Genomic DNA, 11,715 nt, shown 5'->3' with positions numbered 1-11,715 from the left:
GTAGACTCTTTTGTGCAACTGGAGGAATTTGTATGACAAATATGGTTTATGGATACGCCCGTGTATCCACAAGACAACAGGATCTCTCTCGTCAATTGGATTTACTTGACCGGTATGAATGCAACAAAATTTATACTGAAAAGATCAGTGGTGTACGCGCAAATCGTCCTGAATTAAATAAACTAAAAAAACGAGTGAAAGAAAACGATAAAATCATTATTGAAAGTTTCTCGCGGCTAGGAAGAAGTACCAAAGACCTGATTGATCTCGTCTACTTTTTTGAAAAGAAAGGCGTAAAAGTCATCAGTATCAAAGAAAATTTTGATACACAAACCCCTCAAGGAAAATTAATGATGACTGTTTTCCAAGCCTTCAGCCAATTCGAACGAGACATCATCGTTGAACGGACCAAAGAAGGCTTAGAATCCGCACGTGCTAGAGGAAATATTGGCGGTCGTCCACGAATCGATCCCGCACTGATCCAACACGCATTGCACCTTTATCAAAAGGAAGGAAAAGCCGTTGTGGATATCTGTGCCCAAACAGGCTTAAAGCGCTCGACTTTTTATCGCTATCTTAGTCTGGAGAAGGATGAGGTCATTTCATAAATACACGTGCTGGCTGAACTTAGTACTTTCGGCTGCTCACTATATAAAAAACAGGACGAACATTGCTGATGTTTGTGATTGCTTAAAGATCGATATTTGTTCTCTTAAAGCAATTCATCCAGCTTGTTCGTCCTGTATGTTTTATTCTTCTGGCTCTTCTGTTGATCCTATTGTTGTTTTCTCTATGATTTCTTACGGTACAAGAACACCAGTCCGCCGATTAAGAATAAGATACCTGTCACACTTAGCAAGACACTGCTTGTTTCTCCTGTGTTCATGTTTCCTGTTGAATCTGCCAGCAAGGGAACCGATGAGTCTATGGATGGTGTTTGCTGCTTTGTTTGCTGTGTATCTGTTGCCTGAGCGATCGGCCATGTGCTTGGAAAGGTTGTCCCTAAAATCAGCATCCCTACTAAAGCGCTCTTACTTATAACTACGCGTTTCTTCATTATCATTTTTTCTCCTTTTTCTTTTCCCCAACGTTATTCACACTTATCTTTGGACCAATCTATCCAAGCGTTTTAGGTCTGCAACTGGCAAGGTTGTTTTTTCTAAAAAAGCTGTTTTCAATGACTGCTTCACACTCGATGAAACATGCGGCGCACTATTAACATGAAATCCGCCAATTTTCAAGGGATAAGACTTCTTGATTGGCGCAGAGTATTATATAATTTACTTAAAACGAGCGTAATTTCAATGGATAGGTGGTGACTTCAATGTTAGAAAATTTATCTATCAACTTGCATCGGGACAAAGCATTTTCTCGACAAGTAAAAATCTTGCAAGTGCTAAATGCTGCACCGACAGGGTATCATCCACAAGAATTAGCGACCTTACTAGGGCTATCTTTGCCTACAGTTACCAAAGAGCTGAGTATTTTAAGTGACAGTTTGCCAAAAGAACTGGTCAAGATCACACTCTCAGAAACGAACATCGTCTCGATCGCTTATGCGCCGAACGCTTCCATCAATTCTGCCATCCAATACCTGGGGATGGAAACGCTGGAGTTTAAAATCATGACGAGTATTATTGATAATAAAAAATACTCTATTCACCGAGCAACGATTGAATTCGGTTATTCTCGCAGTCATCTTTTACGGACGATCAGCTACATGAACAAGTCGTTGCAAACCTATTCTGTAACTATTGCCACGAATCATCTTGACTTTATTGGTACCGAAGCGGACATCCGATTTTGTCTGTTCGTCTTTTTTTCTGCTTATGGCGATAGCACGATTTTAGATAAGGATAGTCCAGCGGATGCCCGCCTGCTGGTCCAAAAAGCCAAGGAAGCCAACACGAAAGATTTGCATTACAGCCATTACCGACTTGCTCTGTGGCTAAGTATCGCCAAGCGTAGGTGGCGCTATTCTTACTTTTTGACCTTGCCGCCGTCTTTAGAACGCAATCTATTGGAGAAAGAACGCTTCGCTATTTTCTCAGAAATATTAAACGAATATTACTTGAAAAAATACCGAATCATCCACTTGCCGCAACAAGAGCTGCTTTGGATCTTTGTCAATGCGCTCCACTGTCTTTCCTATAGTACGATGGACATCAACGGCGAAAGCGATGCGGATTACATTTTTCACCATACAGAAAGACCAGAAATTATTGCAGAAGCGGCTGCCTTTTTAGAGAAATCTGGCGTCGCTATTCCACCTGCAGCTGCCCACAAGATCATCGCTTATCTCGTAAATCTTCGCCTGCTGACGATGATTTCTGCCAATTATGAGTTTGCTGATCCGCAGATCAAAGCCTTTGTTGAAACGACATTCAAGACGGATTACCTTTCTTGGAATGAGTGGTTGAAACCTTTCAACGATCAAAGCCGCTTCTTTTCCTTTACACACTTGGAACATATCGCAGTCACATTGACTTTGTTAAGCGAGTTAGCGCCTAATCCCCAGCTGAAAAAACACCTCAAAGTAGCCTTTGCTTTTCAAGGCGGTGCTGGATTAGATGCTTTCTTAGCCGCATCAACGGAATTATTTAAAAACGACCATACAGAAATCAGTTACTTTTTTGAAGTGGCTCCTGATGAACAAGAATTGATCCATCGGGAAATAGATTTGATCGTCAGCAATTTTGACTTACATCTGAAAAGCAACACCAAATTTCAGCAACTGCGCATTTCCAATGTCCCCACCCTTTCGGATTGGACGATCATCCACAAAACGATTGAACAGCTGATTCAGCCAAGAATCACACCGATTCGTTGAGCTAAGGAAACTGGCGGCCTTCTTGAAGGAAGCGCCGTCAGTTTTTCATTGCATGATTCGCTATTTTGCCCTTTCCTAAGTATCCATTTTTCATTTCTCTTAGCGTGTCTATTTTTTTCACATCAGAAAAAAATCAGATCTTTTTCGCAAGATTCTTCTCCTAATAAACGCTTTTCCATTCAAGCGCAGCGGAGAAAGCCACTGTCTTGTTTTCGTGTGCTGTTCGTAATCCCTGAAAAGTTGGCCTGCTTCGTGGATTTTTTAATGAATGAAATTTTAGCAGCTACTCTTAGCCCCAACTGTGAGAAGCGTTATTTTAAAAACAAAGAAACATACGGTCAAAACAGACTGCATACTTTAAATAACATTTGTATCTATTTTTTTTATTTACTAGAAAAAAAAGAAATTTTCTCCCCGCTCCTTTTTTGTATAATAGGTAAAAAGAGAGGGGAACAAACGTGGATTTTATCAAGGAGCTGCAATCCTTCAAAACAATCGTCGAGGAAGGTACGTTTACTAGAGCTGCCGCCAAACTAAACTATGCCCAGTCGACCGTTACGAACCATATCAAAAAGTTAGAAGACGAATTAGAAGTAGCGTTATTTTTGGAAGGAAAAAGCAATGTATTGACCTTGGAAGGCGAATTGTTGAAACAGGAAGTACCCGAACTGATTGCCCACTGGGAGCGGGTCAAAGAACAGTTGATCAATGCTTCCCATACGGTCGAGTATTCGTTGCGGATGGGCATCCTTCAACCCTATGACATTTTGGTTTTGCCTGCACTGCTTCACGATTTTTCGCAGCACTATCCAAAAATAAACTTCGAGATCGTCGTGGGATCAACACTGGAATTAGCCAATGCACTAAATGAAAACCGAATTGATTTCGCCTTATGCTCACTTCCTCACGAGAAACATTTTGCTTACGAGGAATTGTTTCAAGAAGAGCTTTGCTGCATTACCTCACTCTCAAACCCATTAATCATCAATGAGCTAGCCGACCTTGAAGGGAGCCATCTCTATCGTTCCAAGTCTGACTGTCCAGCTCGCACAAAAATTGAAAGCTATCTTGACAATCAGGTTCCTTCGATCCATTGGGAGTCTGTCAGCAATATCAGTACGATTCCTTACTTGATCGAACGAACTGGATACTGCAGTCTGATCCCTCGTTCCATCATTGAGCAAACTCATGCTCGAGTAAAAATCATCTCGCTTCCTTTGCCTGATCCCCACATGTCGATCGGCTTATTGTCAAAACATCCACTGATGCTTTCTCCCAGCATCACAAAAAATTTTGTCGTCGAGCTAAAAATGCGCTTACTATCTTTGTTATAAAACGGTTTTAATCCGCATTGATTTTTATGCAATGATGCTTTTTCCAGAAAAATAATGTCAGTCATTTTGTAAACTTCGTCACAGCGGGAAACAAAAGAGCTGCACCAAGTCTTTACGTATTAAAGACTTGGTGCAGCAGGGTTTTTGAATTCGCTTACGGTTATAAAGTTATGAGATGGTATCTTTTCTCTCGATTCGATTTTTTGTTATCATTTTACTTTTTTTATGCAACCTGATACGATTATTCATGTAAACCGAAGAAAAATCAGAAAAGATGTCGTTATTCTTAACATTTCCGATTTTTTCTCCGATTGTAAAAAATAGAAACGTTTTTTCATCATTTACAAAGTATACTCAATTTTGAAGCGACGAGTTCTCAAGAAACTGAGGCTTGTACCCCGCAGGGCAAAGTCTTTGGGTAGTTATTGCTCAAGGAAGCTGTTTTTGCAATTGTCAGAAAAAATAGACGATGAGAAAAGGAGGAAAAACCATGTTTATCATTGAAGCGATCTTCAGCTTTTTAAGAGACGCATTAGGTGTGATCCTAGCTATTCTCTTAGGGACGCTTTGCTTGTCGATGGTGGTCAATTTGATCGTTATCGTTGTAAAAAACACCTATTCAAAATTTAAAAAGAATTATTAACGAATCGCTATCTTCTAATAGATAGCTTTTTTAGATAGTTTTTTCAATGGTTTTTTCAACCTCTCAGGTCTCTTTTTTGCCTTTGTAGTATCTTTTTTCAAACTCAATCCAAGATTTGCTGAATTCATGGTTAGAAAAGGCACTTTTTAAACCTGAACGCTGCTTAAAGCGAAAGACCTCTTCGCGGTCCATCCCCAATTCCTTGGCAATTCGTTCATCCGACCACTCGTTAGCCACCAACTGCTGCACGATATTTCCCATCTTCTCGATGCCATGGGTACCACGTGCTCGATTGTGGCGAATCGTTGAAGCGATGCGATTCTCAAAAGGCTTATCGATCACCGTGACCGGAACACTTGGCAATTCCAAGCGGTCTTTTGCTACGATGTACCGATGAAACCCATCGATCAAAATATACTTGTCTTGCTCCTTATCGTGGTAACAAACCAATGGCTGCGTAAAGCCATCTTCTCGAATCGACAGTTCCAGTAAATCCATTTCTGGAGCAGCCACGGTGTTGGGATTATACGTATTCGCGTGAATCTTGCTGACTGGGATCAGCTTCGCCGCTAACACTGGAAAATCGATATCGCTCATGAGGGACTACACTCCTTTTTAGAAATGAATAATTTTTTGTTTGGCGATAGACCGCAAACCCTTTTGATTCCAAAAGGGCAATTTCACTAGGCTGGTTACTAGAAGCGAGAATCTCTGCTTCTGGGTAGTTGCGGCTGATATCCACCAACATTTTCCGTAAAAGAAACTTTTTAAATTGAGCGGCTGGATCTTTTTCATAAAATTCCCCTAGCTCCACTTTGTTGGCGCCTTTTTCATAATAAGAAAAAGCAGTCACCCGTTTTTCGTCATCAAGAATCACGTACCAGTAGCAGTTCTCATCATTGACTAAGTACGGAAATTGCTGCTGATACACCCGTTCCGCAAAAAAAGCCCCCATCAATTGATAGAATTGGCTTTTCTTATACGGTGGAAAAAATAAAACCAATCGTTCGTTCACAAAACCCTTCCTCTCTAAGGACGCACTCGTCCATCGTTAGGTGATTTTTTTCGTTAAATACTCGTATTTGGCATTCAATTTTTTTAACTGATACTTGGGTAAATGCTCAATCCCCAAAGCCGCGCCAAAATCGACCGCCAACTCATACAATTCAGACTCATCTTTTTTCGTCAAACTATATTGTCGCGTACTCAAAGAAAAATCATTTTTTTCTAACGCACGAGCGATCCCTTTCCAGTCATGCCAGAGTACTTCGTTTTTCAGCCAGTCCTTACGTTTGGTCACATCGGGTATATCTTCCACTTCGATCCCGTGCTTTTCTCGATAATGATCAATCAAAATCGTGATTTTGCGGTAATAATGATCCTGTAATTTCTTTGAATAAAGTCCAATTGATTCCAGTAAAAAGACCGCATACTCTTGCCAAGTCATATGACTGGGCTTTCTCGTATTGTAATGCGCCAGCAATCCTGTCTGGGCATACAAGCGACCAAAATTGGCTCCTGACACACGATTTACGACGCGTTCCCACGTTTCCGGTTCCACCAAAGCATATTGGTACAAGCCTTTTCGTTGCTGCATACCGTAAGGCTGACAGATCCGCATTTGATGGATCGGAACGCCATGATCATACAACTTTTCATAAAAGCCATTGATCGGCCAGTCAAAATGGGCATAGGCTCCCCACACATCTTCGGTCTTCCAATCATAGATGGGGTAAAAATTAACGACCATTGAATCTGCTACTTGCCGTTTGATCCAGCATTGCTTCCGAAAGTTATACTTTGGCGATGTGATCGATCGATACCGATACAGACTTTCCTGGGTTCGTATCCCCACACCACAAGCAACAGGCTCAAACTGATGATAGCTTGCGTACCAATGAGCAAAGTTTCGTAAGAACTTATCAGGGTTCATATTTGCACTCTGATAGATTTCCATCAATGATTCATCCAAATCAGCAAGTGAAATCGCATCTTTTGGCATCGGCTGTACCCACTTCTCACGTTCTTGTTCATCCCACATCAGCCATTGTGGCTGAAAGACGCTGGTATTGTTGTCCTCGTAAAAGGGCAAACAGAAGTGGAAGGTTTGATTGATACTTGGTAACGCTTTGATTTTTTCCATGAACGTTCTCGTAGCATCATAATTTGCCTCGATATCTAAAATCAGCAGATCAAAGGTTTTCTTTTTTTTCTGTGCGACTTGGTCTGCCAATTGGATCATGGCCCCGCTATCTTTTCCACCACTGAAAGAGAAATACACATGGGGAAACGTATCAAAAATATATTCCAAACGCGTCATCGCCGCTTCTAGCACATTTTCCTTACAATATTTCTTCATAAAAGCTCATGTCCTCATTTTATTTGTCCTTTTTTTGAATAAGTATTACATTCTAGTATAAAGTTTCACTTGGCTTCTTACAAGGACTTAAGGGAGATTTCCCTGTTATTTCATACAGTGACATGTTGAAATACGCGCGCTCAGTATCGGATAATGAGTCAACTACAGGCTAAAAAAAGCAGAGATATCAATTTTTTAAACTTCATAATCGCTGCTTACTACTGATACATCTGCTCTTTTTTGAATCACAAAAAGATAGCCTGTTTTTTCTATGATTTAGCTAATAGAAAGCAATACCATCAACCTGATTATCCGTTCATTCATCACATGTACTTAATTTTCCATAACAGTGAAATTTCTTTGCTGAGGTCTTTGAGCTTCATAGCCTTTTGGATATTTTCAGACATCTTCTTGTAATTACTGATTTTTTCTTCTTTTGGCAGCAGTACATATTCTCGCTTGATTGCTTCAAACTTGTCTTCATGATCGATCATCAGAAGTTGCGTGATCAAATCGTGGGCGATCCACCGATGATAGGAATTTTTGTGGGTATGCAATGCCCAAATCCGTTCCCACTCATCATAAATCAACTCAGGATTTCTAATGGCTACTTCTTTAATGATCAAATAACTATTAAAATACTCATTGATATGATTTTGACCATCAACGACATTCTCCACTAGCTTCTCCCTTACCTTTCGATCATCGATCGCCGTTTGCACAAACGGTTGGGGATCAAACGATGTTGTCTGAAAATGACGCGCGATTTCTTGGTAGTCCATGCTTTCACCTTCTTTAAATGATTGATTTGCAGCAATTACTTTTTTTTATCCATATCTTCATTTTAACAGAATCTTTGTACGAAAAAAGCGCTTTTTTGATTGCTTTTACCCTCCTTAAACGTTGGTCTCCTGTACCATTAGAAAGTGATCGTTCGTTGGCGCGCATTTTTCCCGGCAATATCCAATTTAAAATCGATCAAAAGAAACAGGGAAATCCCTCAATGAAAAGAAGGATTGTAGTCTTTCACCCAATGATCCATTGAGTTCTGACATTCGTTTCTTTGTAGTTTGTGATTTCTTATTCCATCGTATTCTTGACCTTGCGTCTGTAAAAGAGCGCCTGTACTAATAATTTTCTCAATGAAGAATGTGATAAAAATGACATAAAAAAGGAAGTCCCATGACGGGACTTCCTGAGTTTCGTTTCTTCAAACACTATTTCACGCATAGCTGCGAGATGCTGGATCACGCGTCCTTTCTCCGAATACCTCGGTCGGTAGGCATTTTGATCCATTGTTCGGGTGGACGTTTTCTGATTTTTTTTGGTGCAAACATCAGTTGAACCGTTCTTTTGACAAAGTTATTTCGGTATACGTTTTCCATAACTTGCACGCCCTTTTCAATTGAATTAGGAAGTGGTGACGCCGATCGTTCTTCCTACCTTTATTATAAGCGTGAAGACGGGACAAAACAAACAAAATAGCTGGGAATTTTTGGCTTTCTTTCCCTCAACTTTGTAGTCGATCGCTCGCTAAATTGGTACGATCCATTGAATAATATTCAACTAGCCATCGTATATTTATTGAAAAACCAAATGAAAAATTACAGAAAAGGTTGATTTCCACTCGAATAAACAGCCGAAAGGATGAGTTTTTGAATGAAAAATCGTTTCACTTTACTTTTTCTTAAATTTTAATTATTATTCTTTTGAAATAAGATTAATGAAGGAGATAAAAACATGGAAAAATACCAAGTGTTCCCTGGTCAAAACTATCAGGCAAATGTTATTGGCTTTACCGGTTTACAAGAAGTTAGTGTGATTCATGTTTACGAAAATACTGCGACTGTTCTAATCAAAGAAACAGCTGAAACAGGTGTTGCGAAATTATGTAATTTTCTAGTGGGTGCAACACAATTAGTTAGTTGATGCTTTGTAATTAATCAAAACATGATGGAGCAATTTGCCATCCAGCATGTTGTAGGAAATCGCTCCAGAGATACTCGTCTGTGAGATTGCCTTTTTCCTATTCATCAATTACAGTAGTATTTTTATTTATCTACTCAATATCTCTCTACTTTATATATAAATAGTGTTAGAATGAACAAAAGGAAACGTATCAGGCTTCCCCCAAGAGAATCTTCCCCAAGTACTCTTGTCTGATACGTTTCCTATTTTTGTGGCGAAAAAGCCACAGACCAATGGTAGCCCTTTACTCTGTGAAAAGCAAGCTTTCAAAATAAATTTTTTCTTTATTTTTTTATTTTATCTCTACAATTCCCCTTTAATAAGCAGGCAAAAACACACCTCTCGACAAAAAGGTGTGTTCTTTTTATAACAATGATTATTCACGGATAATAAGTTCGTAAGGCAGAATGATCTGCTCTTGTTTTCTTTCTTGAAACAAGCGAAAGGCTTCTTTGCCGCACTGATCCAGATGAAACTCAACGGAAGAAAAGTGCAGCATTTGACTGATGAGCAGGTTTTCTTGCCCAATCACGACGGGTGCTGTTCCGTGAGGGTATTGATTTAAGATCATCGCTGCGATCTCGTCCCCATTTGTGATCACCCCATCGATTCCTCGTTCCTTAAAAAATGCAGCTGCGGGAATCCCATCTTGTGCTTTGATGCAATCCCAATAAATATCTGCTTCAGAAAAATTAGGGAACAGCTCCTTGGCTTTTGCGATCGTGTTGACTGAATTGCAGCTGAGGCGTTTGCTGCGCCCTAGCGTCAGTCCCAAGCGTTTTACACCTTGTTCTTTCAAATAATTGATACTGGCTGTCACAGAGCCGACCAAGTCGATCGCAACGAAAGGAACGGCAGTACCGGTCGAATTTTCACAAAAAACAATCGGTCCTTTTTCCATGTAGGGATAAAATGTCTCGATATGATTTGCGCGAGTGATGACGATCAAGCCGTCAAATCCCTTTGCAGCGAATTCTTCCAGATATTCTAGCTCTAGCTTCCGATCAAAATTGGTCGGCAGCAACGTCACCTTGTATTTTTGGGCAAAGGCTTCTTCCATGATGCCATTTAAAATTCCATCAAAGAAGGCGTGATTGACAAACGGTACGATGACTCCAATATTATAGGTTTTCCCCGAGCTGAGCTTTTGGGCGATTTTATTCGGTTTGTAATCCAGTTCTTCCATCACCGCCAAAATCGCTGCTCGCTTTTGCTCATCAACATAAGGATGGCCATTGATCACACGAGAGACCGTCGTGATCGAAAAACCAGTAATTTTTGCTATATCGCGAATCGTTGCCATTTCTTTCATTCCTATCTGATTGTTTTGCTAATGACCTAAGTCTACCATAGAAAATTAGTTGTTCCACTTTCGACAATTTTCTGAAAAGGTCTCTTGATTGATTGTACGGTATGAAACGAGTTTCATAGCAAGACTATTGCCCACATTATTTTTCTTTAACTACTACCTAGCATACGAAAAAACTGCTCAACATCTCTAGAAGAGCAGTTCTCTTTGATAAGCGCTCAATTCATTTCTCTAAACTGCTTTGGCGAACAACCCGTTACTTTAAAAAAATAGCGATAAAAATTACTCAAATCGCCATAACCGACGAGTTCCGCAATTTCTTGGATGGGTAAGTTGGTTTGTTTTAAATAGACTTTGGCTTTGCTGATTTTCATTTCCAATATCAATTGTGAAAAAGTTTTACCAGTTTTATTTTTTAGAATACGTGCAATTTGTCGCTGGCTATAGTTGAACTTCTTAGATAAATCGGCAATTGATACTTCTGCAAAATGATTCTGCAAATATTGAAGCATATCGATTATTTCTGACTCCTCTCCCGCTTCAGTATCTAGGCTGACTTGATTGGTTTGTAATCCCCTTAAAAGCCTGATAAAAAAAGTATCAAGAATATTCTTCAACATTCTTTGAGAATAACCATCCGTTTTATTGATTTCTTCTGTCATCAATAAAATTCCTTCTGATAAATCAGCAGCTGGCTTCGTATGAAAATAAAGATATCGCTTGCTGTTTTCGTAAAGTGCATTTAAAAAGAAGTGCGATAAAATATCCTTATCCTCTAATAAACCGAAAAAAGAAGCATTGAATGTACTTTTACGAATCAAAATATTGAAAGCTTCTAAATCATCGGTAAATCCACTAATAGCATGGGTAGTCCTTGGTGCAATGATCACAACATCCCCTTTTTTCAATTCATAGGTCTGATTTTCAAAAAAATTATAACAGCTACCATTTAATACATAAATCATTTCAAAAAATTCATGTGCATGGTAATTTGCCGGTAAATAGCGAATGTGTCTAATCACTTGAATGTCAGCATCTTCTTCGATCAAGTAGTGCTCCGAGAGTTCTGGTCTGAATTCCGAGAAAATTTGTTCTAGGATCAACCGTTTGCTTGAGGCTAAATTTTTGGGAATTACTTTGTCATGAAACGGTACCTGGAGTTCTAATTCTGGGCAAGCCAAATAAACTTCTTTTAATGCTTTTTCAAGAATCGTTAGTGTCGCCATTGTGAAATCCTCCAATGTCTTTTTTTACTAATCGGGTTGGCAATAA

The 11,715-nt window shown here is 39.6% G+C and carries 12 protein-coding genes; 5 read left to right on the top strand and 7 right to left on the bottom strand.

The features are described 5' to 3' along the window. Positions 1-32: 32 nt before the first annotated feature. Positions 33-608, top strand: coding sequence for a recombinase family protein (locus tag ACTW1R_RS02800; protein WP_005227582.1), 576 nt, complete (start codon positions 33-35; stop codon positions 606-608). A gap of 182 nt (positions 609-790) precedes the next feature. On the opposite strand, the gene ACTW1R_RS02795 is transcribed toward ACTW1R_RS02800, so the two are convergent. Continuing rightward, the gene (locus ACTW1R_RS02795; protein ID WP_223597606.1) at positions 791-1,057 is read right to left on the bottom strand and encodes an LPXTG cell wall anchor domain-containing protein; all 267 of its coding nucleotides are present in this window, start codon (positions 1,055-1,057) and stop codon (positions 791-793) included. A gap of 267 nt (positions 1,058-1,324) precedes the next feature. Here ACTW1R_RS02795 and ACTW1R_RS02790 point away from each other — a divergent pair, with 267 nt between their 5' ends. The 3 genes from ACTW1R_RS02790 to ACTW1R_RS02780 all read left to right on the top strand — a co-directional run bounded on the left by ACTW1R_RS02790 (position 1,325) and on the right by ACTW1R_RS02780 (position 4,807). After that, positions 1,325-2,830: an AcpB/EbpR/MafR family transcriptional regulator gene (locus ACTW1R_RS02790; protein ID WP_087626908.1), complete on the top strand. Its 1,506-nt coding sequence runs from the start codon at positions 1,325-1,327 to the stop codon at positions 2,828-2,830. A gap of 458 nt (positions 2,831-3,288) precedes the next feature. Continuing rightward, positions 3,289-4,164, top strand: coding sequence for a LysR family transcriptional regulator (locus ACTW1R_RS02785; protein ID WP_087626907.1), 876 nt, complete (start codon positions 3,289-3,291; stop codon positions 4,162-4,164). A gap of 490 nt (positions 4,165-4,654) precedes the next feature. Next, positions 4,655-4,807 carry a hypothetical protein gene (locus tag ACTW1R_RS02780; RefSeq protein ID WP_010748814.1) on the top strand — a complete coding sequence of 51 codons (153 nt, stop codon included), beginning with the start codon at positions 4,655-4,657 and terminating at the stop codon, positions 4,805-4,807. A gap of 63 nt (positions 4,808-4,870) precedes the next feature. Here ACTW1R_RS02780 and ACTW1R_RS02775 read toward each other — a convergent pair whose 3' ends face one another. From ACTW1R_RS02775 to ACTW1R_RS02760, 4 genes are all read right to left on the bottom strand, one after another. After that, the gene (locus ACTW1R_RS02775) at positions 4,871-5,404 is read right to left on the bottom strand and encodes an IbrB-like domain-containing protein (RefSeq protein WP_005227576.1); all 534 of its coding nucleotides are present in this window, start codon (positions 5,402-5,404) and stop codon (positions 4,871-4,873) included. After that, positions 5,331-5,822, bottom strand: coding sequence for a hypothetical protein (locus ACTW1R_RS02770; RefSeq protein ID WP_005227570.1), 492 nt, complete (start codon positions 5,820-5,822; stop codon positions 5,331-5,333). Before ACTW1R_RS02770 ends, ACTW1R_RS02775 begins: the two co-directional genes overlap by 74 nt. Before the next feature lie 36 nt (positions 5,823-5,858). Next, a complete protein-coding gene (locus ACTW1R_RS02765) occupies positions 5,859-7,166 on the bottom strand; it encodes a DUF3440 domain-containing protein (RefSeq protein ID WP_016609725.1) in 1,308 nt (435 codons plus the stop codon). 323 nt (positions 7,167-7,489) lie between these two features. Continuing rightward, positions 7,490-7,948, bottom strand: coding sequence for a hypothetical protein (locus ACTW1R_RS02760; protein WP_087626905.1), 459 nt, complete (start codon positions 7,946-7,948; stop codon positions 7,490-7,492). A gap of 958 nt (positions 7,949-8,906) precedes the next feature. Here ACTW1R_RS02760 and ACTW1R_RS02755 point away from each other — a divergent pair. Further along, positions 8,907-9,095 (top strand): hypothetical protein, encoded by a 189-nt coding sequence (locus tag ACTW1R_RS02755; RefSeq protein WP_005227564.1) that lies wholly within the window; start codon positions 8,907-8,909, stop codon positions 9,093-9,095. A 415-nt stretch (positions 9,096-9,510) separates the two neighbouring features. Here the strand turns inward: ACTW1R_RS02755 and ACTW1R_RS02750 are convergent, their stop codons facing one another. Then, on the bottom strand, positions 9,511-10,437 hold the full coding sequence (locus ACTW1R_RS02750; RefSeq protein WP_034868775.1) for a LacI family DNA-binding transcriptional regulator: 927 nt from the start codon (positions 10,435-10,437) through the stop codon (positions 9,511-9,513). Positions 10,438-10,661: 224 nt separating this feature from the next. Continuing rightward, positions 10,662-11,669 carry an AraC family transcriptional regulator gene (locus ACTW1R_RS02745; protein ID WP_271814119.1) on the bottom strand — a complete coding sequence of 336 codons (1,008 nt, stop codon included), beginning with the start codon at positions 11,667-11,669 and terminating at the stop codon, positions 10,662-10,664. Between the last annotated feature and the right edge of the window lie 46 nt (positions 11,670-11,715).

Source organism: Enterococcus sp. R12 (assembly GCF_058135755.1).
This window is presented reverse-complemented; position numbering and strand designations above follow the sequence as displayed.

Excerpts from the sequence above, each read along its gene's own strand:
- ACTW1R_RS02800 (WP_005227582.1), top strand. The coding sequence starts at position 33 with ATGACAAATATGGTTTATGGATACGCCCGTGTATCCACAAGACAACAG.
- ACTW1R_RS02795 (WP_223597606.1), bottom strand. The coding sequence starts at position 1,057 with ATGAAGAAACGCGTAGTTATAAGTAAGAGCGCTTTAGTAGGGATGCTG.
- ACTW1R_RS02790 (WP_087626908.1), top strand. The coding sequence starts at position 1,325 with ATGTTAGAAAATTTATCTATCAACTTGCATCGGGACAAAGCATTTTCT.
- ACTW1R_RS02780 (WP_010748814.1), top strand. The coding sequence starts at position 4,655 with ATGTTTATCATTGAAGCGATCTTCAGCTTTTTAAGAGACGCATTAGGT.
- ACTW1R_RS02775 (WP_005227576.1), bottom strand. The coding sequence starts at position 5,404 with ATGAGCGATATCGATTTTCCAGTGTTAGCGGCGAAGCTGATCCCAGTC.
- ACTW1R_RS02765 (WP_016609725.1), bottom strand. The coding sequence starts at position 7,166 with ATGAAGAAATATTGTAAGGAAAATGTGCTAGAAGCGGCGATGACGCGT.
- ACTW1R_RS02760 (WP_087626905.1), bottom strand. The coding sequence starts at position 7,948 with ATGGACTACCAAGAAATCGCGCGTCATTTTCAGACAACATCGTTTGAT.
- ACTW1R_RS02755 (WP_005227564.1), top strand. The coding sequence starts at position 8,907 with ATGGAAAAATACCAAGTGTTCCCTGGTCAAAACTATCAGGCAAATGTT.
- ACTW1R_RS02750 (WP_034868775.1), bottom strand. The coding sequence starts at position 10,437 with ATGGCAACGATTCGCGATATAGCAAAAATTACTGGTTTTTCGATCACG.
- ACTW1R_RS02745 (WP_271814119.1), bottom strand. The coding sequence starts at position 11,669 with ATGGCGACACTAACGATTCTTGAAAAAGCATTAAAAGAAGTTTATTTG.